This is a genomic window from Stenotrophomonas sp. SMYL20, from assembly GCF_036320045.1.
Lineage (GTDB): Bacteria > Pseudomonadota > Gammaproteobacteria > Xanthomonadales > Xanthomonadaceae > Stenotrophomonas > Stenotrophomonas maltophilia_A.
The window spans coordinates 71,685-93,629 of record NZ_JAWIRT010000007.1; the positions used below are offsets into that span (position 1 = coordinate 71,685).

The 21,945-nt window shown below is 66.6% G+C and carries 21 protein-coding genes; 7 read left to right on the top strand and 14 right to left on the bottom strand.

The window, feature by feature from the left end; translation table 11 throughout:
- Nucleotides 1-560: 560 nt before the first annotated feature.
- Nucleotides 561-1,256, bottom strand: coding sequence for an OmpA family lipoprotein (locus tag V3B48_RS07165; protein WP_008267948.1), 696 nt, complete (start codon nucleotides 1,254-1,256; stop codon nucleotides 561-563).
- Nucleotides 1,257-1,395: 139 nt separating this feature from the next.
- Complete coding sequence (locus V3B48_RS07170) at nucleotides 1,396-2,811, bottom strand: deoxyribodipyrimidine photo-lyase (RefSeq protein WP_329893432.1); 1,416 nt, start codon at nucleotides 2,809-2,811, stop codon at nucleotides 1,396-1,398.
- A 109-nt stretch (nucleotides 2,812-2,920) separates the two neighbouring features.
- Between V3B48_RS07170 and V3B48_RS07175 the strand changes: the two genes are divergently transcribed.
- Nucleotides 2,921-3,505: a hypothetical protein gene (locus V3B48_RS07175; RefSeq protein ID WP_329893433.1), complete on the top strand. Its 585-nt coding sequence runs from the start codon at nucleotides 2,921-2,923 to the stop codon at nucleotides 3,503-3,505.
- Between the two features lie 19 nt (nucleotides 3,506-3,524).
- Here the strand turns inward: V3B48_RS07175 and V3B48_RS07180 are convergent, their stop codons facing one another.
- The 4 genes from V3B48_RS07180 to V3B48_RS07195 are packed head-to-tail and all read right to left on the bottom strand — an operon-like array spanning nucleotide 3,525 to nucleotide 9,190.
- On the bottom strand, nucleotides 3,525-4,139 hold the full coding sequence (locus tag V3B48_RS07180) for an inorganic diphosphatase (protein WP_329893434.1): 615 nt from the start codon (nucleotides 4,137-4,139) through the stop codon (nucleotides 3,525-3,527).
- A gap of 10 nt (nucleotides 4,140-4,149) precedes the next feature.
- Nucleotides 4,150-5,499, bottom strand: coding sequence for a metallophosphoesterase family protein (locus V3B48_RS07185; protein ID WP_329893473.1), 1,350 nt, complete (start codon nucleotides 5,497-5,499; stop codon nucleotides 4,150-4,152).
- Nucleotides 5,500-5,513: 14 nt separating this feature from the next.
- The gene (locus V3B48_RS07190) at nucleotides 5,514-6,629 is read right to left on the bottom strand and encodes a phytase (RefSeq protein ID WP_329893435.1); all 1,116 of its coding nucleotides are present in this window, start codon (nucleotides 6,627-6,629) and stop codon (nucleotides 5,514-5,516) included.
- Nucleotides 6,629-9,190 (bottom strand): TonB-dependent receptor, encoded by a 2,562-nt coding sequence (locus tag V3B48_RS07195; RefSeq protein ID WP_329893437.1) that lies wholly within the window; start codon nucleotides 9,188-9,190, stop codon nucleotides 6,629-6,631. Before V3B48_RS07195 ends, V3B48_RS07190 begins: the two co-directional genes overlap by 1 nt.
- A gap of 166 nt (nucleotides 9,191-9,356) precedes the next feature.
- Here V3B48_RS07195 and upp point away from each other — a divergent pair, with 166 nt between their 5' ends.
- Both upp and V3B48_RS07205 read left to right on the top strand, forming a co-directional pair.
- On the top strand, nucleotides 9,357-9,989 hold the full coding sequence (upp, locus tag V3B48_RS07200; RefSeq protein ID WP_004153184.1) for a uracil phosphoribosyltransferase: 633 nt from the start codon (nucleotides 9,357-9,359) through the stop codon (nucleotides 9,987-9,989).
- Nucleotides 9,990-10,135: 146 nt separating this feature from the next.
- Nucleotides 10,136-10,429 carry a PsiF family protein gene (locus tag V3B48_RS07205; RefSeq protein ID WP_032130275.1) on the top strand — a complete coding sequence of 98 codons (294 nt, stop codon included), beginning with the start codon at nucleotides 10,136-10,138 and terminating at the stop codon, nucleotides 10,427-10,429.
- Nucleotides 10,430-10,514: 85 nt separating this feature from the next.
- On the opposite strand, the gene V3B48_RS07210 is transcribed toward V3B48_RS07205, so the two are convergent.
- The 6 genes from V3B48_RS07210 to rsmD all read right to left on the bottom strand — a co-directional run bounded on the left by V3B48_RS07210 (nucleotide 10,515) and on the right by rsmD (nucleotide 15,330).
- Nucleotides 10,515-11,402, bottom strand: a complete 888-nt coding sequence (locus V3B48_RS07210; RefSeq protein ID WP_019338337.1) for an MBL fold metallo-hydrolase — start codon at nucleotides 11,400-11,402, stop codon at nucleotides 10,515-10,517.
- A 120-nt stretch (nucleotides 11,403-11,522) separates the two neighbouring features.
- Nucleotides 11,523-13,253, bottom strand: coding sequence for a gamma-glutamyltransferase (gene ggt, locus V3B48_RS07215; RefSeq protein ID WP_329893438.1), 1,731 nt, complete (start codon nucleotides 13,251-13,253; stop codon nucleotides 11,523-11,525).
- On the bottom strand, nucleotides 13,250-13,531 hold the full coding sequence (locus V3B48_RS07220) for a YfhL family 4Fe-4S dicluster ferredoxin (RefSeq protein WP_004153175.1): 282 nt from the start codon (nucleotides 13,529-13,531) through the stop codon (nucleotides 13,250-13,252). Before V3B48_RS07220 ends, ggt begins: the two co-directional genes overlap by 4 nt.
- A 132-nt stretch (nucleotides 13,532-13,663) precedes the next feature.
- Nucleotides 13,664-14,155, bottom strand: coding sequence for a hypothetical protein (locus V3B48_RS07225; protein WP_004153167.1), 492 nt, complete (start codon nucleotides 14,153-14,155; stop codon nucleotides 13,664-13,666).
- A 60-nt stretch (nucleotides 14,156-14,215) separates the two neighbouring features.
- Nucleotides 14,216-14,725, bottom strand: coding sequence for a pantetheine-phosphate adenylyltransferase (gene coaD, locus V3B48_RS07230; protein ID WP_032130277.1), 510 nt, complete (start codon nucleotides 14,723-14,725; stop codon nucleotides 14,216-14,218).
- Between the two features lie 26 nt (nucleotides 14,726-14,751).
- Nucleotides 14,752-15,330 carry a 16S rRNA (guanine(966)-N(2))-methyltransferase RsmD gene (gene rsmD / locus V3B48_RS07235; RefSeq protein ID WP_329893440.1) on the bottom strand — a complete coding sequence of 193 codons (579 nt, stop codon included), beginning with the start codon at nucleotides 15,328-15,330 and terminating at the stop codon, nucleotides 14,752-14,754.
- A 648-nt stretch (nucleotides 15,331-15,978) separates the two neighbouring features.
- Here rsmD and htpG point away from each other — a divergent pair.
- Entirely contained in the window at nucleotides 15,979-17,868 is a 1,890-nt protein-coding gene (htpG, locus tag V3B48_RS07240) for a molecular chaperone HtpG (protein ID WP_329893441.1), read from the top strand.
- A gap of 189 nt (nucleotides 17,869-18,057) precedes the next feature.
- Here the strand turns inward: htpG and V3B48_RS07245 are convergent, their stop codons facing one another.
- Nucleotides 18,058-18,357 carry a hypothetical protein gene (locus tag V3B48_RS07245; protein ID WP_329893442.1) on the bottom strand — a complete coding sequence of 100 codons (300 nt, stop codon included), beginning with the start codon at nucleotides 18,355-18,357 and terminating at the stop codon, nucleotides 18,058-18,060.
- Between the two features lie 129 nt (nucleotides 18,358-18,486).
- Between V3B48_RS07245 and ftsY the strand changes: the two genes are divergently transcribed.
- The 3 genes from ftsY to V3B48_RS07260 all read left to right on the top strand — a co-directional run bounded on the left by ftsY (nucleotide 18,487) and on the right by V3B48_RS07260 (nucleotide 21,297).
- Nucleotides 18,487-19,815 carry a signal recognition particle-docking protein FtsY gene (ftsY, locus tag V3B48_RS07250; RefSeq protein WP_329893443.1) on the top strand — a complete coding sequence of 443 codons (1,329 nt, stop codon included), beginning with the start codon at nucleotides 18,487-18,489 and terminating at the stop codon, nucleotides 19,813-19,815.
- Between the two features lie 82 nt (nucleotides 19,816-19,897).
- On the top strand, nucleotides 19,898-21,022 hold the full coding sequence (mutY, locus tag V3B48_RS07255) for an A/G-specific adenine glycosylase (RefSeq protein ID WP_329893444.1): 1,125 nt from the start codon (nucleotides 19,898-19,900) through the stop codon (nucleotides 21,020-21,022).
- Nucleotides 21,023-21,027: 5 nt separating this feature from the next.
- Nucleotides 21,028-21,297: an oxidative damage protection protein gene (locus V3B48_RS07260; RefSeq protein ID WP_004153160.1), complete on the top strand. Its 270-nt coding sequence runs from the start codon at nucleotides 21,028-21,030 to the stop codon at nucleotides 21,295-21,297.
- Nucleotides 21,298-21,432: 135 nt separating this feature from the next.
- On the opposite strand, the gene V3B48_RS07265 is transcribed toward V3B48_RS07260, so the two are convergent.
- Nucleotides 21,433-21,882, bottom strand: coding sequence for a DUF6491 family protein (locus tag V3B48_RS07265; RefSeq protein WP_329893445.1), 450 nt, complete (start codon nucleotides 21,880-21,882; stop codon nucleotides 21,433-21,435).
- Nucleotides 21,883-21,945: the final 63 nt, after the last annotated feature.

Consider the following 21,945-nt stretch of genomic DNA (forward strand, 5'->3'; position numbering starts at 1 on the left):
CACCCGCGCTGCCCCCCCCCCTCTTGCGCTTCAGTCGAGCAAGCTCGACTCTACGGGCGCTATCGGTGTGCCGAGCAACGCTCGGCACCCACAAAAATGCCGCCTGCAAGGGCGGCATTTTCGTTCCGGCTACGTGGCTTTCGGTAGATGCCGACCTTGGTCGGCGCCGTTTGGAGAAGCCGCGACCGGGAGCGCTATCGGTGTGCCGAGCAAGCTCGGCACCTACAGAAAATGCCGCCTGCAAGGGCGACATTTTCGTTCCGGCTACGTGGCTTTCGGTAGATGCCGACCTTGGTCGGCGCCGTTTGGAGAAACCGCAACCGGGAGCGCTATCGGTGTGCCGAGCAAGCTCGGCACCTACAGAAAATGCCGCCTGCAAGGGCGGCATTTTCGTTCCGGCTACGTGGCTTTCGGTAGATGCCGACCTTGGTCGGCGCCGTTCGGAGAAGCCGCAACCGGAAGCGCTATCGGTGTGCCGAGCAAGCTCGGCACCTACAGAAAATGCCGCCTGCAAGGGCGGCATTTTCGTTCCGGCTACGCCGGAACCGTAACGCTACGCGTTACTGCTTCAGGGGAATCACGCGGATCTCGACGCGGCGGTTCTTGGCGCGGCCGGCATCGGTGCTGTTGTCGGCAATCGGGTACGACTTGCCGGCGCCCAGGGTTTCGATGCGCACGCTCTGCACGCCCTGGCCGATCAGGTACTGCGCGACCGAGTCGGCACGTTCCTTCGACAGGCGGTTGTTGACCGCGTCACTGCCGATGCTGTCGGTATGGCCGACCACTTCGATCATGGTCTGGTTGTAGTCACGCAGGGTGCCTGCCACGCCATTGAGCGAGCCGTAGAACTGCGGCTTCAGGGTCGCCTTGCCGAAGTCGAAGGTGATGCCGTCCGGCAGGTTCAGCATGATGTTGTCGCCCTGGCGCTGCACATCAATGCCGGTGTTGGCAGTGCGCTCGCGCAGTGCGCGTTCCTGGCGATCCTGGTACTGGCCTACCGCGGCGCCGCTGAGCGCGCCGATACCGGCGCCGATCAGCGCATGCTGACGACGCTCCGTGGCGCTGTCACCGGTCAGCAGGCCGGCGGCTACGCCGATGGCGGTGCCGATCAGCGCGTTGCGGCCGGTGCGGTTCTGCTGCTCGGTCGGGTTGCCGTACTGGTCACTCTGTACGTAGGAGCCGCCGGTGGCGCAGGCCGACAGGACGGCCGCACTCATCAGGGCCAGTGCGACGTTGCGGGTGGTGTTGCGGATCATGAGGTTCTCCTTGGTTTCCGGTCGGCCGGCGGCCTGCGGGCGCAAAGAGAATAAACAGCCCGATGCGATGCCGGAATGATGATCGGGCACACCGACAGGGCCGCGTTCAGCTAACTGACCAGATCGCTCAGGTCGCCCTTTACCCCTCCCCCGACTGGCGGTAAGCCGCCAATGCGGCGTCGCGGCCCGCGGCCAGGTCCACCAGCGGCGTACGCGGATAGCCCGGGGCATGCGCGGCCAGCAGCAGCGGATGCTGCCACGGCGCGAAGCGCGCCTTCACCGGCAGCGCCCCCAGTTCGGGCACCCAGCGGCTGATGTAGCGGGCCTGGGGGTCGAACTTCTCGGCCTGGGTGACCGGGTTGAACACGCGGAAGTAAGGCGCGGCATCGGCACCGGTCCCGGCCACCCACTGCCAGCCCATCGTGTTGTTGGCCAGGTCGGCATCGACCAGGGTGTCCCAGAACCAGCGCGCGCCATGCAGCCAGTGCGCGCGCAGGTGCTTGCACAGATAGCTGGCCACGATCATCCGCACCCGGTTGTGCATGTAACCGGTGTGCCACAGCTCGCGCAGGCCTGCATCGACGATCGGCACGCCGGTGTTGCCTCGCTGCCAGTCGTGCAGCTGCGCGGCACTCGGTGTGGCCCACGAGAAACGGTCAAAGCGCGGGTTGAGGTTGTCGGTCGGCGTCTTCGGGAAGTGATGCAACAGGTGGTAGGCGAAGTCACGCCAGCCGAGCTGGCGCAGATAGCCGTCGATGTCGGCGTCGGTACCGGCACTGCGCAGGCCTTCCAGCGCATGGGCAATGCGCCACGGTGCGATCTCGCCGAAATGCAGGTGCGGCGACATCCGCGAGGTGCCCACGCGATCTGGCAGGTCACGCTGCTCGCGGTAGCCGCGCAGCGCACCGTCCTCGAACACGGACAGCGCTTCCAGCGCACCGGCTTCACCCGGCTGCCAGTGCTCCCAGAAGCCGGTATCCCAGTCCAGCGTCGGTGCCAACTGGAGATCATCCAATGCCAGGCTGTCGACCGCGTGCGTCGCCAGTGCCTTCGGTGCAGCCTGCAGCGCGGGCAGGCGCCAATGACTGAGTACATTGCGCCAGTACGGCGTGAATACCTTGTACGGCTGACCCTGCTGGGTGGCGATATCCCACGGCTCGAACAGCAGGCTGCCATTGCAGCTCTGTGCGTCGAAGCCCTGCTCGCGCAACGTGCGCTTGATGGTGGCGTCGCGTGGCTGGGTGGCCGGTTCGTACTTGCGGTTCCAGTACACCGCCCCGGCGCCGGTCTGCTCGATCAGCAACTGCAGGACCGGCAGGCTGTCACCACTGCGCAGCACCAGCGACGAACCGCGCACGCGCAGGTCGGCGTCCAACGCGGCCAGTGAACGGTGGCGCCACGCATCGGAGGCGGCACCCGGCACCCACTCACCCTCTTCGTGGGGCGCATGGATGTAGATCGGCACCACGTCGTGACCGGCATCCAGCGCGGCCTGCAGGGCCGGATTGTCCTGCAGCCGCAGATCACGGCGGAACCATACCAACGCTACCGACACAGGCACCGCCTTCGTTGTTGAAGGCGGACATGATAGCCAGCGGCGGTGAAGGCGTTGCACGCAGACGCCGTCTGCTAGGCTGCTGGGCCGCTCCTCGTTGGACCCCGCCATGGTTGATCTGCACGCCTCATTCGCCCGCTTCGGGCTGCTGCGGGCCCAGTACGAAGGTGACTGGCAGGGACCGTTCCCGTTACCTCCGGTGCTGACGCGCTTCTACGCGCAGGTGGGACCGCTGGGTCATGAGATCAATGCGAAGGTGGGCAACTCCGGCATCACCATTCCGGGCCTCGATGTCTGGATACCGCCACTGCAACGCCTGTGGAGCCAGCAGGCCGGCTATCGATGGCATGGCATCAGCGGCGAACGGATCAACGACTGGCCATCGAACTGGCTGGTGATTGCCGATCGCGGCGCCGATCCGTTCATCCTCGACCTGGATGACGGCCGTGTGCTGTTCAGTCACCACGGTGCGGGCCTGCTGGATGCCGGCGAGGTCACTACCGATGTGCCGACCTTGATGGCGGCTCTGGCTGCTGCAGGCACGGTGTACCTCGATGCAGGCGACGACCTCTACAACGACGATGACGATGGCGGTATCCGTCCTGAACACCAGGAGGCAGCCGTACAGGCGGTGGCCCGGGTACTGGGCGACCGCCTGCAGGCCGAGTCGTTCATCGGGACGTTGCTGGACTGAATCCACGCATGGCGTGGATCTACTTCTCGAAGCGCTTCATCGCTTCGCTGATCAGTACCCGCGCCTCGGCGGCGTTGCCCCAGCCATTGAGCTGCACCGGGTTGCGTCCCGCCGGCAGGTCCTTGTAGACCCGGAAGAACGCCTCGATGCGCTGACGCTCGACCTCCGGCAGATCCTTCAGGTCGCGGATGCTGGCGTAGGTCGGGTCGACCTTGTCGGTCGGCACGCCGATGATCTTCTCGTCGTGCTCGCCGCCATCGATCATCTTCAGGTAGCCGATCGGCCGGAAGCGCACGATCACGCCCGGATGCAGCGGCTCACGGGTCAGCACCAGCGCATCCAGCGGATCGTTGTCGCCGGCCAGGGTGCGCGGCATCGAGCCGTAGTTGGCCGGATAGGCGACCGGCATCGACTGGAAGCGGTCCACATGGACCAGGCCGTCTTCCTTGATCTCGTACTTGGTGAAGCTGCCGGCCGGAATCTCCACCGCCAGATTCACCTCCTGCGGGGCCTGCTTCGGCTGGGCGACCAGGAACGGATGCAGCACGGTATCGGCGGCCGTCACCGCACTGGCCAGCAACAGCAGGGCGGAGCCGATGGCAGCGAGAGGAAGGATGCGTCGGAGCGTGGTCATTGGCATCTCGTCATTCCCAGCAGCGGTCGGCGCGACCCTTGGCGGTCTGCGCACGCGGGCAGTCGCGCGGTGCGATGCGGCCTTCGGTCAACTCCGTGCGTTGCTTTGCGCCCTTGGCATCGCGGCGTAGTTCGAAGGCGTCGTAGAGGCGGCCGGTCACCGTGCGTGCTTCATAGCGCAGGTGCTGCGGATCAATGTTCAACACCTGGAACAACTGGGTATCCTCGGCCACCGGATCCATCGTCCTGCGTGCTTCGTCGGAAAGGCGGTACTGCTTCGGCCCGGCCACGGTCACCACGTACTGCGGCGTGGCGGCCTGCCCTTCACCGCGACGGCCATAGGTGTGATCGTGGCCCTGCAGCACCAGGTCGACGTTGTGGCGGCGTACCACTGGCAGCAGCACGTCACGCAGCGCAGCGTTCTCGCGGCCTTCGCGGGGTGAGTAGAACGGCTGGTGCAGCAGCACAATGGTCCACGGCTGCCTGTTGCCGGCCAGCACCTTGTCCAGCCACTGCGCCTGTGCCTTGGCGGTGCCGAGGTCGAGTGCCGAGGTGCCATCGACCACCGCCACGCGTACACCCTGCGCATCGAACCAGTAGCTGGTCTGCTGCGCGGCGGTGGCGCCGTTGCCCGGCAGCGCGAAGGTGACTGGCCAATGCTTGCCCAGCACGCGCTGCTCCTGCGGGGTGTCCTCGAATTCCTCGAAATACTCGTGGTTGCCGATCGCCGGCGCCACCAGCGTTTCCTGCGCCAGCCAGCCGGTGGCAGCAAACCACTCGCCCCATTCGCTGTCATCCATGTTGTCGCCGCCGCTGACCAGGTCACCGGCGAACAGGCTCATGCGTGCCTGCGGTGCAGCCTTCTGTGCGGCACGCACCACGCGGCTGACATGGCTGACGTTCTTGTTCTGGGTATCACCGAAGTACAGCAGGGTCAGCGGCTTGTCGGCCGCGGCCAGCGTGCGCAGCTGGTTCCAGGCGCTCCAGCTGCCATTGCCCTGCACGCGGTAGACGTACTGGGTGTCCGGCTGCAGGCCAGCGATGTCGGCACGATGATGGTGCGACAGCCCGTTCTCGGTCTGCAGCGCGCGGGTCGTTGCGCGCACCTGGCGGATGCCCTCGATGGCCGGCGAATCCCCGGCGAGAGCGATCTCGAGCAGCGGTGCCTGCACGCTGCCGTCAGTACGCCAGGCCACGGCGAAACCGTGGCTGGGATCGACCGCCGGCGAGGCGACGATGCGATCCGGCACCGCCGTCGCTGCGTAGTGCCGGCTGCCCGCCGGCACCTGGGTGTTGGGTTCGGCCGCTGCGAACGACAGCGACGGCAGTGCCAGCAGCAGGCCCAACGCCAGCGTGCGCATCACGCACTGCCGGCTCATGCGCCACACTCCAGCGGCAATGCCAACTGCTTGGCGATGCTCTCCCAGTCGAACGCCACCACGCCCTGGTCGTCATGCACTGCATACAGTGCACCGTGCGGGAAGCGCGCACTGGGTTGCTGCATCATCCAGATGCCGTCGGTGTTGGCCACGGTATTGCCCTGGAACGCGCCCACCGGCTTCAGCGTGTGCCGGTCGAACAGATGGAACACGCTGCGCTGCTTGCCCTGTTCTGTGGTGATCCACCAGCCGTCCTTGCCGCAGGTACGCAGGGTCACGCCTTCGGCCTGCGCCTTGAACACGTCGCGGCCGAACGTGGTGCCGGTGAAGCGTCCGGCCAGGGTGTAGACCTTGAACTCGCTGGCGTAGCTCTCATCCTCTTCGGCGATCAGCAGGCGATCATTCTCCGGGTCGCCCCAGATCGACTCGACCACGCGCAGCGCACCGGCTTCGCTGGTGTCACCGATGCTGGCCACCAGCTTCGCCTCGACCTTCGCACCGTCGCGGGTCACGTGGTACTGGCGCACGCGCTTGTCCAGCTCGGCCAGCGGCGGCAGGATGTCACGCCCCTGCGCATCCTCGCCGTTGTCCCAGGAGTCGGTAACGTAGACGCTGTAGCCATCGGCACGGCGGTCGACCCACAGCCCGTACGGCTTGCGCAGGTCGTCCGCAGCGAACGTCGCCAGCGGCGCGAAGTCCGGCAGGCTCAGCACCTGCACGCGGTGATTGTCGCGCTCCACGATCCACAGCAGGTCGTCGATTACCGCGATGCCGTTTGGGCGGTCGAACTGCCCCGATGCGGTGCCGCTGCTGCCGACGTCACGCAGGTGCTGGCCGGTGCTGCCGTCGTAGACCACCAGCTTGTCGGTGGCCTTGGCGGTGGCGATCAGCCACAGCGCGCCGTCCGGCGCGCGCCAGGCCGCCGGCGAGTCGATGTTGTCGGCCGGGGTCATCGGTGACAGGAAGGCTTCGGCGATGGTGGTCACCGTTCGCGCGCCCCCGGCTTTCGCTGCCGTGGGGGCCGCGGCCGGATCGTTGCCGGTCGCCGGCCTGCAGCCGGCGGCCAGGGTCACCGCGAGCGCGACCGCCAGGACGGTGATGCCACGCCCCATCACAGTGCCACCTTCAGGCCGAGCGCGTAGGTACGACCGTATTCTTCCATCTGCAGGGTGCGCGAGCGCGTGCCCTGGTACAGCTCAAGCGGCTTGTCCAGCAGGTTCTGTGCTTCGAAATACATGCTCACCCGCGGGGTGAACTTGTAGTCCAGCGAGAAATCGAGCTGGGTGTTCGGCGCAACGTAGATGTCGAACGCCCGGCCCTTGCCGATGCTGTCCAGGTACTCGCTGCGGTATACCGCCGCCAGGCGTGTACTCACACCGTACTTTTCATAGCCGATGTGTGCGCTGTAGACATGCTTGGAGGCGCGCGGCAGTGTGAAATCCTCGCCTGCACGGTCCTTGATGCCGGCATCGAATTTGGTATCCAGCCAGGTGCCACTGGCACCGACCAGCAGGCCATCCAGGCCGTCCGGCAGGAAGGCCAGCTGCTGCTGCCAGTTGAATTCCGCACCGCGCACGGTGGCCTTGCGGCCATTGATCGGCTGGGTCACGTCGAAGCCGCCATAAGCGGGATCATTGGTCCGCACCATTTGCACGATGTAGCCATCGATCGACTTGTGGAACAGGCCAAGTGAAACGATACCGGTGCTGCCGATGTACTTCTCCACCGACAGGTCGATGTTCTTCGACTCGTACGGATCCAGTTCCGGATTACCCAGGCGCACTTCCTCGTCGCCGCGGCTGTAGCCCACGCGTGGCGAGACATCGCCGAAGGAAGGACGCGATACGGTCTTGTTGGCCGAGGCGCGCAGTACCCAGTCATCGGCCGCGTCGTAGCGCAGGTGCAGGCCCGGCAGCACGTTGGTGTAGCTGCTGTTGGCCACCCGCGGGGTGACGGTGAAGCTGCGCCCGTTGGCGGCCACGTCCACCTGGTTGCCGATCGCCTTGAACTGGGTGTTTTCCACGCGCACACCGCCGATGATGCGCAGCGCGCCCACGTCCCAGGTGCCCATCGCATAGCTGGCGAAGATGTCTTCGCTGGCCACGTAGTCCTCTTCCAGCGATGTCATCGCGTTGCCACCGGCATCCTGGGGACGGGCGCTGTACTGGCCGCCATTGGCCGCCCAGAAGGCACGCATCGCGGCCGAATCCATGCCGTCACCGAGGTTGCCGTGGCGGTGCTCCGGCGAGGAGGTGCTCCAGCTCGACAGCGCCACCTTCGGGCCGACACGCAGTTCGCGCTCGTCCACATTCACGTCGCGGTCGCGCCAGCGACCCAGCAGGCCGAATTTGATGCTGCTGCTGTCGCCGTCGAAGCGTACGTTGACCTGCGCGCTGTGTTCCTTGTCGTTGACCTGCTTGGGCGAGAGCACGAAGCGGTCGAACGCGTAGTTGCTGTTGTCCAGCCACTGCGGGTTGTCGAAGCTGTAGCTGGGCAGGCGGCTGCGCTGGTCGAGGGTGCCATTGAAGGCCTTGCCATCAAGCTTGAAACGGGCCTCCATCTCGTCGTTCACGCGCTCTTCGGTGCGGGTGTAGCCGATCCGGTAATCGACCACGGCGTTGGTCAGCTTGTTCTCGCCACCGAGACTGGCCGCGAAGGTGTTCTCCTTCTTGGTGCGGTAGCGCATGCGCTTGTCGATGGAATCCTTCGGCATTCCATCCAGGCGGTACTGGTCGGTGCCGGTCTTGACCATCTTCGCGTCGTCGAAGTTGAAGATCACGCGCTGGCGGGTCTCCGCATCGTCGAACTGGCTGTACAGCGTGCGCAGGTAGTACTTGCTGTCTTCATTCGGGCGCCAGTCGAGGTTGAGGTTGGCACCGATGCGCTTGCGCTCGATCTCGTACTTGCGGTGCTGCAGGTTGATCGCGGTGACATCGCCGGGGACGGCATCGTCCTTGCCGTCATACTCCACTTCGGTGTTGTCCGACTCGAACCTGCGCTTCTGGTAGTTCACGCCCAGCGCCACACCGAAGGTGTCGTTGAATACCTCGCTGTAGTTGAAGGCGGCCTTGGGACTGGTCTCGCCGGACAACTGCTGGTGGCTGCCTTCGATCTTGCCACGCAGGCTGCGACCGTCACGGTCGAAGGCCGAGGCCGATTCCACCAGCACGGCGCCGCCGATGGCATCACCGGGCATGTCCGGGGTCGGCGACTTGACCACGCGCAGGCGCTCGGTGGAGTCGGACGGGATCACGTCCAGCGGTGCGGCGCGGCTGGAATCCTCCGGCGTACCGATGGCGATGCCATCCACGCTGACGCTGTTGAGGTTGGCGTCCAGACCGCGGATGACCACGAAGCGCCCCTCGCCCTGGTCGCGGGTCACGCTGATGCCCGGCAGGCGCTGCAGCGACTCGGCGACGTTCTTGTCCGGGTACTGGCCCAGTGCATCGGAGGACACCGCATCTTCGATGGCGTCGCTGCTGCGCTTGAGGTCGACCGCGCGGATCTGTGATTCGAGCTGGGCGCGCACTTCGATGCGGTCCAGGTCGACCGCGTCGGACGCCACGGCGCCGGTGGCGGCTACCGCCTGCTGCCCGGCGGCCTGCAGGGGTGCTGCGGCCCCCATCGCCAGGGTCAGGGTGATGGCAACGGCCAACGGAGTCTTGATATGCACTGGGAATCCCCATTCCTGTTAAGAATGGGTCTGCACGGTATGTCCGCAAGGTTGCATGGCAATGACATGCATCTGCACATTTCGCGTACCAGGGCCACGGCCCGGTTTGGGTTCGGCCCGCCGATCCGGCAGAATGGCGCCCTCTCTCCTTTTCCCCTTCCCGACCATGAAGATCGTCGAAGTGCGCCACCCGCTGGTGCAGCACAAGATCGGCCTGATGCGCAACGCTGCGCTCAGCACCAAGGATTTCCGCGAACTGGCCAACGAGCTGGGCACGCTGTTGGCCTACGAGGCCACCGCTGACCTGGAGACCGAGCCGCACACCCTGCCCGGCTGGGCCGGCCCGGTCACCGTGCAGCGCATTGCGGGCGCCAAGATCACCGTGGTGCCGATCCTGCGCGCCGGCCTGGGCATGCTCAGCGGCGTGCTGTCGCTGATCCCGGCGGCCCGTGTCAGCGTGGTCGGCCTGCAGCGCGATGAGGAAACCCTGCAGCCGGTGCCCTACTTCGAGCGTCTCACCGGCCGCCTGGAAGAGCGCGACGCGCTGATCCTGGACCCGATGCTGGCCACCGGCGGCACCCTGATCGCCACCATCGACATGCTCAAGCGGGCCGGTGCCCGCCGCATCAAGGGCATCTTCCTGGTGGCCGCGCCGGAAGGCATCGAAGCGGTCAAGGCCGTGCACCCGGACGTGGAGATCTACACCGCGGCCATTGATGCCCAGCTCAACGACAAGGGCTACATCCTGCCGGGCCTGGGCGATGCCGGTGACCGCATCTTCGGTACCCGCGTCGGCTGATCGGACGATCCGGGGTCAGAGCCCTTTCGCCACGAAAGGGATCTGCCCCCGACAGCGCAGGCCGCCGCGGCCGCGTTGCGATTCTTCACGTGCTCTTGGCGCCGGGAAGCGAATGCTCCGCGCACCCGCCACCCTTGGAGCTCCCGATGAAAGCCTCTTTCCTGCTGGCCGCCGTCCTGCTGGTCGGCCTGCCCCTGGCTGCCAATGCCACCACTCCGCAGCAGCAGCGCATGGCCGAATGTTCGGCCAAGAACAAGGGGCTGAAGGGCGATGCCTACAAGACTGCACAGAGCTCCTGCCTCAGCGGCCACGCGGCCGACGCCAAGCCGGTCAATACGCAGCAGGAACGCATGCGCAAGTGCAACGCTGACGCGGGCGCCAAAAAGCTGGCCGGTGATGCGCGCAAGACCTTCATGAGCAGCTGCCTGAAGGCGTCGTAATGGTCGTGTCCGGATGAAACGCCATCCACGCATGGCGTGGATATACCGTCATCAGTAAAAGGCCGGGCATTGCCCGGCCATGCCATTACCCCAGGGCGCGCGCCTTCAGCTCGCCCTGCTCGTGCAGGGTCACGAAACGCCCCTTGTCATCCCTGCCAAGCTGCGCCAATGCCACCTGCGGGTCGTGGGTGAAGAACAGCCGCACGTTGCGCGCCAGCTTGTCTTCCAGGAACTGCCGCTTCTCGTCGATCAGCAGCTCGGCATTGCGGTCATAGCCCATGGTGATCGGCACGTGTACCCATGAGCGGCCCGGGATCAGGTCGGCACAGAACACCACGCCACCATGCGCACTTTCGCCTGCATGCGCGTGACCGACGATCTCGGCCAGCATCAGCCCCGGTGTATGCCCGTCGCTGTAACTGAAGCGCACGCTGCGGCCGAGCGCCTTCGAGTACTCCCCGTCCACCACTTCCAGCCGGCCACTGGCCTGCAGCAGGCCCGGCAGTTCCGGAATGAAGCTGGCGCGATCGCGCGGGTGTGGCTGCACGGCGCGCTGCCAATGCTGCGCGCCGACCACATAGGTTGCGTTGGGGAACAGCAGCTCGGGCTCACGCCCTTCGCTCCATGCCGCCAGCAGTCCGCCGGCATGATCGAAGTGCAGGTGGCTGAGTACCACCACGTCGATATCCTCGTGCTCGAAGCCGGCTTCGCGCAGCGAATCGATCAGCACGTGCTGGCTTTCCTGCACACCGTAGCGTTCGCGCATGCGCGGATCGAAGAACGCCCCGATACCGGTTTCAAACAGCACCGTCTTGCCTTCCAGCGGGCTGGCAAGCAGCGCACGGCAGGCCAGCTCGATGCGATTGAGCTCGTCCGGTGCCGCCCATTTTTCCCACAACGCGCGCGGCGCGTTGCCGAACATCGCGCCGCCATCGAGGCGCTGCGAGTTTCCACGAATAGACCAGAGTTTCATGTGTCGATTATCGGCGCCGGCTCGTTAAATAATCGCTAGAAGGGAAACAGAAAACCCCGCCGGCAAAGGCGGGGTTTCGATAATCAGCCGGATTGCCGGCCCGCAGCCGGCACCACCGGATCAGTGTGCCGGCACCACCTGGGCACTGCCGACCGGATTGCGCGGGTCGCTGCCGCCGAACAGCTTGTTGGCCCTGCGGTCCCATTCCACGGTCTGCAGGTTGCCCCACACGTGGCTGGAACCGCGGCCACCCGCGGCGACATTGCCCGGCAGGTCGATCTTGTGGCCCATCGCCTGCAGCTGCTTCACCGTCGCCGCGTCGAACGCATCGTCCTCGGCTTCGATCAGGTCCGGCAGCCACTGGTGGTGGTAGCGCGGCAGTGCGGCAACCTGCTGCGCATCCAGGCCGTCGTCGTAGCCGAGGATGCCCAGCAGCACCATGGTGATGATGCGGCTGCCACCCGGGGTGCCCAGCACCACCACCTTGTCGGCGTTCTCCATGAAGGTCGGCGTCATCGAGCTGAGCATGCGCTTGCCCGGCTTCGGCGCATTGGCTTCATAACCCATCACGCCGAACGCATTGGGCGTGCCCGGCTTCAGCGCGAAGTCGTCCATCTCGTTGTTCAGCAGCACGCCGGTACCCTTGGGAATCAGCCCCGAGCCATACAGCAGGTTGACGGTCTGGGTGGCGCCGACGCGGTTGCCGTCGCGGTCGATGATCGAGAAGTGCGTGGTCTCGTCGTCTTCCAGCGGCGTCGGGTTGCCCGACAGCAGGTCGCTGGGCGTGGCCTTCTCCGGATGGATGGTCGCCCGCAGGCCCTGTGCATAGTCCTTGCTGGTCAGCACCTTCTGCGGGATCTGCACGAAGTCCGGATCGCCGAGGAAGAAGGTGCGGTCGCGGTAGGCGCGACGCATCGACTCCACCACCAGGTGGGTGCGGTGCGCCGGGTCCATCTTCTTGATATCCCAGCCTTCCAGGATCTGCAGCATGCTGGCCAGCGCGATGCCACCGGACGACGGCGGCGGCGCGGTGATGATCTTCCAGCCGTTGTAGTTGAACACGATCGGCTCGCGCTGCTTCACGCGGTAACCGGCCAGCTCTTCAGCGGTCCACTTGCCGCCGGCCTGCTTCACGCCGGCCAGCAACAGCGTTCCGGTCTGGCCCTTGTAGAAGCCATCGAAGCCACCTGCGGCCAGGCGCTCCAGCGTCTGTGCCAGCTCCGGCTGCTTGAACAGGTCACCGCTGGCGATCGGCTTGCCGTTGCGCAGGTAGACCTCGCGCGTTCCGGGATAGCGCTCCATCACTTCACGGCGCGAGGCATAGCCCTTGGCCATGCGGTCGTACACCGGGAAGCCTTCGCGCGCGATGCGGATGGCCGGCTGCAGCGAGGTCGCCAATGGCAGCTTGCCGTGCTTGGCCGACAGCTCGACCAGCGCTGCGGGCAGGCCCGGAATGCCAGCCGACCACGCGCCGTTGACCGAGCGGTCACGGTCGAGGTTGCCCTGCTTGTCGAGGAAGGCCTGCGGGGTTGCTGCAGCCGGCGCGGTCTCGCGCGCATCCAGCATCACATCCTTGCCGGTGGCCGCATCGTGCAGCAGGAAGAAGCCACCACCGCCCAGGCCGGAACTGATCGGCTCGACCACCGCCAGCGTGGACGATACCGCCACCGCGGCATCGAAGGCGTTGCCGCCCTGCGCCAGGATGTCGATGCCCGCCTGGGTGGCCAGCGCATGGCCGCTGGCAATGGCCGCGCCATCGGGGCGCTCGGCACGGGCCGGGCTGTCGGCCCAGGCAATCGGGCTCAGCAGCAGGCCGAGCAGCAACAGGGGGCGGACGATCAGCGTCTTCATTCGGATGGGGGCTCCGCGTAGAGTTCGGGGTGATCGTGCTGCAGCTGGCGCAGCTTGGCCAGCAGCTGGTCTTCCGTTTCCACGATCTCCGGGTCCGGGTCGATGCACTCGACCGGGCAGACGACCACGCACTGTGGCTCGTCGAAATGACCCACGCATTCGGTGCAGCGCGCAGGGTCGATCACGTAGATGGTTTCACCCATCGCAATGGCCTGGTTCGGGCAGGCCGGCTCGCATACGTCGCAGTTGACGCAGAGCTCGTTGATTTTCAGCGACACGGCGATACTCCTCGCCCGCGCCCTGGGACAAAGGACCGGCCAGCGCGGGCGCGCGGGCCGGTCAGGTCATCAGCGGCGCCCTTGCAGGACGCCGCCCGGGCCATGCCGGAGCATGGCCGCCATGGCTCGGTATTACTTGGCTTCGACGAAAATGTACTCGGCACCGGTCGGCTGGATCGCAGCCTGTACGCGGGCGTTGTCGGCCGACTGGCCGATGAAGACGACGCGCACGCCCTTCATCGAATCCGGCGACACGTCCTTGAACACGGCCTGGATCATGTCAGCCATCTTGCCCGAGGCCGACGAACCGAAGGCCAGCATGTTGCCCGGCTGCACGCCACGGGCCACGGCCTGGGTCGCGCTCTCGGTCTGGCGCTCGTACTTGGCCTGGAAGTCCGGGTCCGATTCCGGCGAGAGGTAGTACAGGAACGGGCTGTTGGTGATGTTGCCCATGTTCTGGATCGCCACTTCCTGCAGGTACTTCTTCCAGCCTGCATCGTCGTCCTTGGACGGAGCGACCAGGGCCTGCTTGGCCTCGTCGACCGGAGCGGCCTCTTCCTTCTTGCAGGCGGTGAAGGCCAGGGCCAACGAAGCGATCAGCATCGCGCGCATGGTGGTGTTCATGGGTTTCCTCCCGGAATGGTGCGTGGTGTTGTACGTAATGGGGTGCGGGTACAGCGGGGCTTACGACTGTGCCGACTTCGCTTCGCGGACCTTGCGCAGGGCTTCGAGCACCGCGGCCGGCACGAAGCCGGACACGTCGCCGCCCAGGCGCGCGATCTCGCGGACCAGCGAGGACGAAATGAAGCTGTGCTGCTCGGCCGGGGTCAGGAACAGGGTCTCGACCTCGGGGATCAGGTGCCGGTTCATGCTGGCCATCTGGAACTCGTACTCGAAGTCGGACACCGCGCGCAGGCCGCGCAGCAGCACCCCGCCCTGGACCGAACGTACGAAATGCGCCAGCAGGGTATCGAAGCCGATGACCTCGACGTTGCTGTGGTGGGCCAGCGCGCCACGCGCCAGCTGCACGCGCTGCTCCAGCGGCAGCGCCGGGCCCTTGGACGGGCTCTGCGCCACGCCGACCACGACCTTTTCGAACAGCGGCGCGGCACGGCTCACCAGGTCGATGTGACCGTTGGTGATCGGATCGAACGTGCCGGGGTAGACGGCAATGCGGCGGTTGGCCACGGTCATGGGCGGATGCAGATGTTCAGATGAGGTCAAAGTGTAGCAGTGGCGCGGCGGTACAGGGCAAAGCGCACCTCGCGGGTGCCACCCTCGCGGTGCAGCAGCCAGTCCGGCGGCAGCACCGGCACGTGGCCCGCCGGCGATTCCAGGTACAGCCAGGCATCGGCGGCCAAGTGCCGCGGCAGCTGGGCCAGCACGTCCTGCCACAGGCCGTCGGCGAACGGCGGGTCGATGAAGACCAGATCGGCCTGCTGCGCCGGCGCGCCCTGCAGCCAGCGCAGGGCATCGGCCTGCACGACGCTGATCTGGTCGGAGGCCTGCAGCCTGGCCACGGCAGCGGTCAGATTGCGTCCCAGCTGCGCATCGCGTTCGACCAGGGTGGCGTGGGCGGCACCGCGCGAGACCGCCTCCAGGCCCAGTGCGCCACTGCCGGCGAACAGGTCCAGCACGCGGGCCCCACCGAGCCTGGGCATCAGCCAGTTGAACAGGGTCTCGCGCACGCGGTCGCTGCTGGGCCGCAGCCCCGGCAGGGTCGGCACCGGCAGGCGGGTATTGCGCCAGCGCCCGCCGATGATGCGGACCTGGCCGTCATTGCCGCCACGGCCGCTCATCGGCGCCCCCGGCGGGAGGTATTCGAGAATTTCAGCATGAGCGGGATTGTAGTTCGGCCGGGCTTTGCCCGGCACCCGCAGAAGCCACAGCAACGGCCGAAGCAACAGCAACAGCGGGCATTCCTTGGGATGGCGGGGTGGGTCCGGTCGAGGGGGACGCTGCAAGTACGTCCATGTAAGCTCGGTCGCCGCATCCATGCGGCTCACGCCCCCTCAACCGGACCCACCCCGCCTTCGACAGTTTGCTGCGATCTGTCGGAACTCTCTTGGAGTCAGATCCGTTTTCCTGCGGAAAACGGATCTGACTCCATTTGATGTATCGATATCTGACAGATGTGTCGACCAAGGTCGACACCTACCAACAGCCGCGTGAACCTGTCAGAGGCGGGGCACTGTGGGTTCGCGGGGTGTGAGCCGCATGGATGCGGCGACCAAGGCTACATGGACGTACTTGCGCCGCCCCCGCGAACCCACAGTGCCCCGCCATCCCACGGGATGCCGCTCTGGCCCTGGCTTTGGCAGTTGCAGTTGCACTGAGCGGGTGCCGGGCGCAGCCCGGCCGACCAACCCCTTGATTTCGGGACAATCAGCCATACCCCTTGGCGAGGCCGCACGCGCTGGCGCGGCATTGCACACGGAGCCTTATCGATGACCGAGACCACCCAGACCGAAACCCTTGGCTTCCAGACCGAAGTCAAGCAGCTGCTGCAACTGATGATCCACTCGCTGTACTCCAACAAGGAGATCTTCCTCCGCGAGCTGGTCTCCAACGCCGCCGACGCCGCCGACAAGCTGCGCTTCGAGGCCCTGACCCAGCCGGCACTGCTGGAAGGCGACAGCGAGCTGCGCGTGCGCGTCAGCTTCGACCCCACCGCCCACACCATCACCATCGAAGACAACGGCATCGGCATGAGCCGCGCCGAAGCCATCGCCCACCTCGGCACGATTGCAAAGTCCGGCACCGGCGATTTCCTGCGCCAGCTGTCCGGCGACCAGAAGAAGGATTCGCAGCTGATCGGCCAGTTCGGCGTCGGCTTCTACAGTGCCTTCATCGTCGCCGACGAAGTGGAAGTGACCTCGCGCCGCGCTGGCATGGCTGCAGGCGAAGGCGTGCGCTGGACCTCGCGCGGCGAAGGCGATTTCGAAGTCGCCACGGTCGACAAGGCCGAGCGCGGCACCCGCATCGTGCTGCACCTGAAGGACGGCGAGCACGACTTCGCCGATGGCTGGCGCCTGCGCAGCATTCTCAAGAAGTATTCGGACCACATCGGCCTGCCGATCCAGATGCCCAAGGAGGGCGAAGACGGCGCTGCCGGCGAGTGGGAGACCGTCAACCGCGCCAGCGCGCTGTGGACCCGCCCGCGCACTGAGATCAGCGACGCCGAGTACACCGAGTTCTACAAGCACGTGGCACACGACCACAGCGATCCGCTGGCGTGGAGCCACAACAAGGTCGAGGGCAAGCTGGAGTACACCTCGCTGCTGTATGTGCCCGGCCGCGCACCGTTCGACCTGTATCACCGCGATGCACCCAAGGGCCTGAAGCTGTACGTGCAGCGCGTGTTCGTGATGGACCAGGCCGAGCAGTTCCTGCCGCTGTACCTGCGCTTCATCAAGGGCGTGGTCGATTCCAACGACCTGTCGCTGAACGTCTCGCGCGAGATCCTGCAGTCCGGTCCGGTCATCGATTCGATGAAGGCCGCGCTGACCAAGCGCTCGCTGGACATGCTGGAAAAGCTGGCCGCCGACAAGCCGGAGCAGTACGCCACGTTCTGGAAGGAATTCGGCCAGGTGCTGAAGGAAGGCCCGGCCGAGGACTACAACAACCGCGAGAAGGTGGCCGGCCTGCTGCGCTTCGCCTCCACCCGTGGCGACGGCGATGCGCAGACCGTGTCGCTGGCCGACTACCTCGGCCGCATGACCGAAGGCCAGGACAAGATCTACTACCTGACCGGCGAGAGCTACAGCCAGGTGCGCAACAGCCCGCACCTGGAAGTGTTCCGCAAGAAGGGCGTGGAAGTGCTGCTGCTGACCGACCGCATCGACGAGTGGCTGATGGGCTACCTGACCGATTTCGACGGCAAGGGCTTCGTCGACATCGCCCGTGGCGACCTCGACCTGGGCGCCCTGGAAACCGAAGCGGACAAGCAGGAACAGGAAGCGGCGGCGAAGGACAAGCAGGGCCTGGTCGAGCGCCTGAAGACGGTGCTGGGCGATGACGTGGCCGAAGTGCGCGTCTCGCACCGCCTGACCGATTCGCCGGCGGTGCTGGCCATCGGCGAGCAGGACCTGGGCCTGCAGATGCGCCAGATCCTGGAGGCCAGCGGGCAGAAGGTGCCGGACAGCAAGCCGGTGCTGGAGATCAATCCGGGCCACCCGCTGATTGCCAAGCTCGACGCCGAAGCCGATGGCGCGCGCTTTGACGACCTCGGCAGGGTGCTGTTCGACCAGGCCGCGTTGGCCGCCGGTGACAGCCTGAAGGATCCGGGTGCCTATGTGGCGCGCCTGAACAAGCTGCTGCTGGAGCTGTCGGCCTGATCGAGGCGGTGGTCGCCGGGCATGGCCCGGCGCTACCGGGTGCTGGTGGATGCCAACCTTGGTTGGCACCTACCAGGGCGGGTCGAGCGTGCCGACCAAGGTTGGCACCTACCAGGCTGGGTCGAAGCGTGCCGACCAAGGTTGGCACCCACCAGGGGCGGCGGTTGGCACCTGCCAAAACGGTGTTGCTCAGGCGTCCCGATCCAGCAGTGAGCCCAGCATCTGGTCCTGGCGACGGATCACCGTGGCATTGGCGGCAAAGGCCACGACCTCGGCTTTCGCGGCCAGCAGATCACCCAGCGGCGCGCCGGCATCGGCGCCGATGGACGCCACCGAAGCCTGCACCCCACCCTGCTCGGTGGGAATGCGCTGCAACTGCAGGTGCTGGGCATCCGGGGTCGCCAGGTTGGCCACGTTGTGCGTGGCCACCTGCACGCCCTGCTGGGCCGCACGCATCCCGCTGAGGGCGATTCCCATCACGTTGCCCATGGCGGTCTCCGGGCCGCACGACGCAGCCCTCCGGACCGGTTAACGGCCGGCGGGCCGCAACCTTGAGTCCACATCGGCCCGACAGGCCCGAGTGGTAGCATATCCCTCTGATTTCAGCGCCTTTTGCCAATGCTCAGTTTTTTCCGCCGCAAGAAGCCCCAGGATGCCCCCGCAACGGAGGCGCCCAAGACCCAGCACTACTCGGCTGAAGAGCTGGCGGCGGCATTCCCGTCGGCCGCGCCGGTCGAGGACAAGGAGCCGGCGCCGGTAGCAGTACCGGCCGAGCCTGTACCGGTCGAGCCGCCCCCAGCAACCGCCGTTCCGGTCGCTGTCGAGCCCCCCCCGGTTATTCCGGCCCCAGCCGCACCGGTTCCGGCAGCTCCTGCGCCGACGGCTCAGATCGACGTCGCCCCTATCGCGACTCCGGCCATCGAACCGGCCCCCGTACCGCTGCCTGAGCCCACCCCGGCACCGGCACCGGCACCGGTCACCGACGACCTGCCTGCCGCCGCCTCGATCGACGCCGTTCCGGCGCCGGCTGGCAAGCCCGGCTGGCGCGAGCGCCTGCGCAACAGCGTCATCGCGCGCAGCTTTGGTGGCCTGTTCTCGCGCAACCCCAAGCTTGACGACGACCTGCTGGACGAGCTGGAAACCGCACTGATCACCGCCGACGTCGGTGTCGGTGCCACCACCGACCTGGTCGAGGGCCTGCGCAAGCGCATGAAGTCGCGCGAGTTCGCCGACGCCAATGCGTTGCTGGCCGCGCTGCGCGCGGAGCTGATCGCGATCCTGCAGCCGGTGGCCAAGCCGCTGGTGATCGACCGCAACGCCAAGCCCTTCGTGGTGCTCACCGTCGGCGTCAACGGCGTCGGCAAGACCACCACCATCGGCAAGCTGGCCAAGCGTTTCAAGGACGATGGCCACAGCCTGATGCTGGCCGCCGGTGACACCTTCCGCGCCGCCGCCGTGGCACAGCTGCAGGCCTGGGGCGAGCGCAACGGCGTGGCCGTGGTCGCGCAGGGGCAGAACGCCGATGCCGCTTCGGTGGCATTCGACGCGCTGCAGGCCGGCAAGGCCCGTGGCACCTCGGTGCTGATCGCCGACACCGCCGGCCGCCTGCATACCCAGTCCGGCCTGATGAACGAGCTGGGCAAGATCCGCCGCGTGCTCGGCAAGATCGACCCCACCGCCCCGCACGAAGTGCTGATGGTGATCGACGGCACCACTGGCCAGAACGCGCTGTCGCAGCTGCGCCAGTTCAATGCCGCAGTGAACGTGACCGGCCTGGTGGTGACCAAGCTGGACGGCACCGCCAAGGGCGGCGTGGTGTTCGCGCTGGCCCGCGAGTTCGGCATTCCGATCCGTTTCGCCGGCATCGGCGAGCGCCCGGAAGACCTGCGCGTGTTCGACCCGGAAGCTTTCGTCGACGCCCTGCTGCCCGAAGCGCTGGGCGCCTGATACACCGTGCAGCCACGCATGGCGTGGCTCTACTGCAATCCAGTAGAGCCACCCCACGGGTGGCTGCCTCTCTGGAACACCGATGCCCCGCCAGCCGCACGCCAGCGCCGGAACCACGCAGACTGACGACTTCGTCGCCCACCTGCTGCATTGGTTCGACGACCACGGCCGCCACGACCTGCCCTGGCAGCACCCACGCAGTCCCTACCGGGTCTGGCTGTCGGAAATCATGCTGCAGCAGACCCAGGTGAGTACGGTCATCCCGTATTTCCAGCGGTTCCTGCAGCACTTCCCGACCCTGCCCGACCTTGCCGCAGCCAGCAACGACGCGGTGATGGCGCAGTGGGCCGGGCTCGGCTACTACGCCCGCGCACGCAACCTGCATGCCGCTGCTAAGCGCTGCATGGAACTGCACGACGGCGACCTGCCGCGTGATTTCGATGCATTGCATGCCCTGCCCGGCATCGGCCGCAGCACCGCCGGTGCGATCCTCAGCCAGGCCTGGAACGACCCGTTCGCGATCCTCGATGGCAACGTCAAGCGGGTGCTCAGCCGCTACCACGGCATCGATGGCTTCCCCGGGCTGCCGGCCATCGAGAAGCAGCTGTGGGCGATCGCCGAGGCGCATGTGGCGCAGGTGCCGGCCGGGCGCATGGCCGACTACACGCAGGCGCAGATGGACCTGGGCGCGACGGTGTGCAGCCGTGCCAAACCGGCCTGCGTGATCTGCCCGTTGCAGGATGACTGCGTGGCACGGCGCGAAGGCCGCACCGCTGAACTACCCACGCCCAGGCCCAGCAAGACCCTGCCCGAGCGCGAGGCCGTTGCGCTGCTGCTGCGCGACGCCCAGCAGCGTGTGCTGCTGCAGAAGCGGCCGGACACCGGCATCTGGGCGCAGTTGTGGACGCTGCCGCAGGCCGATGCCGGCAGCGTGCTGCAGGACTGGTTCGACGTGCACGTCGACGGCTCGCTGGAAGAGGCCGAAGAGCTGCCAGTGCTGCAGCACACCTTCAGCCACTACAAGCTGCATCTGCAGGTATTGTCGCGGCAGGTACACGGACTGCGCGTGGAAGAACCCACGCTGCGCTGGGTCGCCAGCGACGAACTGCACGCGCTGGGCCTGCCGGCACCGATCCGCAAACTGCTCGACGGCGCAACGATCAAGACGCCGAAACGAAATTCCAAGAAACCCCGCAACCACGAGTGAATGCCATGTCCCGAACCGTCTTCTGCCAGTACGAACAACGCGATGCCGAGGGCCTGGACTTCGTGCCCTACCCCGGCGAACTGGGTCAGCGCATCTTCAACAACATCGGCAAGCAGGCCTGGGCTGCGTGGCTGGCGCACCAGACCATGCTGATCAACGAGAACCGCCTGTCGCCGCGCACGCCGGAGCATCGCGCGTTCCTTGAAGGCGAACTGGTCAAGTTCCTGTTCGAGAAGGACGCGGAAAAGCCGGCCGGCTTCACCCCGGAAGCCTGACACACAGGTAGTGCCGGCCGCTGGCCGGCAACCCCGCAACCTCGCCGAGACGGGCCGCGCGCGGGCCCCCCCCCCGCCTTGCGCCCCCCCCCCCCCCCACCGCCCCCCCCCCCCCCCCCCCCCCCCACTACCACGCTATTTCGTGCTTTCCTCGCGCTCCTGCACCTGCGCCTGGCGCAGCTCCTGCTCGGAGGCGCGCAGCGCCTTCACGTCCAGCCTGCGGATGCTGTCGATGAAGCACGGCATGCGCGGGCCACCGGCAGGGTCGCGCACCAGCACCTTGTCGAATCGCGCCGAAACACGGTTCATCTGGCTGGTCAGGCCGATGGCGGTGGCATACGGCAGGTCCTGGCAGGGACCCCTCAATTCCAGCAGATAGGCCTCGCTGGGACGCGTCCACACCGCCAACGCGCTGTCACCCAGTTCGGTCCAGCCGTTGAGGCTGCCGAAGAACTGCATGTCGTTCTGCGGCGCGCCGGCATGGGCACGGTACAGGTCAAGTTTCTCGGCAGAGCTGAGCCGGCCGGTGGTCGCGCAGGCGGCCAGGGCCAGGCAGAGTCCGGCCATCAGGATCGGGGTCTTCATGGCGATCTCCTCGGGGAACTGTTGCCATCATGCGCCTGCGCAGACAACGCCGGCACGAAAGCC

Coding starts and splice junctions, on each gene's coding strand:
- V3B48_RS07260 (WP_004153160.1), top strand. CDS start 21,028: ATGTCCCGAACCGTCTTCTGCCAGTACGAACAACGCGATGCCGAGGGC.
- V3B48_RS07185 (WP_329893473.1), bottom strand. CDS start 5,499: ATGCGCACGCTGGCGTTGGGCCTGCTGCTGGCACTGCCGTCGCTGTCG.
- coaD (WP_032130277.1), bottom strand. CDS start 14,725: ATGACCGTGGCCAACCGCCGCATTGCCGTCTACCCCGGCACGTTCGAT.
- V3B48_RS07210 (WP_019338337.1), bottom strand. CDS start 11,402: ATGAAACTCTGGTCTATTCGTGGAAACTCGCAGCGCCTCGATGGCGGC.
- V3B48_RS07175 (WP_329893433.1), top strand. CDS start 2,921: ATGGTTGATCTGCACGCCTCATTCGCCCGCTTCGGGCTGCTGCGGGCC.
- V3B48_RS07180 (WP_329893434.1), bottom strand. CDS start 4,139: ATGACCACGCTCCGACGCATCCTTCCTCTCGCTGCCATCGGCTCCGCC.
- V3B48_RS07165 (WP_008267948.1), bottom strand. CDS start 1,256: ATGATCCGCAACACCACCCGCAACGTCGCACTGGCCCTGATGAGTGCG.
- ggt (WP_329893438.1), bottom strand. CDS start 13,253: ATGAAGACGCTGATCGTCCGCCCCCTGTTGCTGCTCGGCCTGCTGCTG.
- V3B48_RS07205 (WP_032130275.1), top strand. CDS start 10,136: ATGAAAGCCTCTTTCCTGCTGGCCGCCGTCCTGCTGGTCGGCCTGCCC.
- htpG (WP_329893441.1), top strand. CDS start 15,979: ATGACCGAGACCACCCAGACCGAAACCCTTGGCTTCCAGACCGAAGTC.
- upp (WP_004153184.1), top strand. CDS start 9,357: ATGAAGATCGTCGAAGTGCGCCACCCGCTGGTGCAGCACAAGATCGGC.
- V3B48_RS07265 (WP_329893445.1), bottom strand. CDS start 21,882: ATGAAGACCCCGATCCTGATGGCCGGACTCTGCCTGGCCCTGGCCGCC.
- mutY (WP_329893444.1), top strand. CDS start 19,898: ATGCCCCGCCAGCCGCACGCCAGCGCCGGAACCACGCAGACTGACGAC.
- V3B48_RS07190 (WP_329893435.1), bottom strand. CDS start 6,629: ATGGGGCGTGGCATCACCGTCCTGGCGGTCGCGCTCGCGGTGACCCTG.
- V3B48_RS07225 (WP_004153167.1), bottom strand. CDS start 14,155: ATGAACACCACCATGCGCGCGATGCTGATCGCTTCGTTGGCCCTGGCC.
- rsmD (WP_329893440.1), bottom strand. CDS start 15,330: ATGAGCGGCCGTGGCGGCAATGACGGCCAGGTCCGCATCATCGGCGGG.
- V3B48_RS07245 (WP_329893442.1), bottom strand. CDS start 18,357: ATGGGCAACGTGATGGGAATCGCCCTCAGCGGGATGCGTGCGGCCCAG.
- ftsY (WP_329893443.1), top strand. CDS start 18,487: ATGCTCAGTTTTTTCCGCCGCAAGAAGCCCCAGGATGCCCCCGCAACG.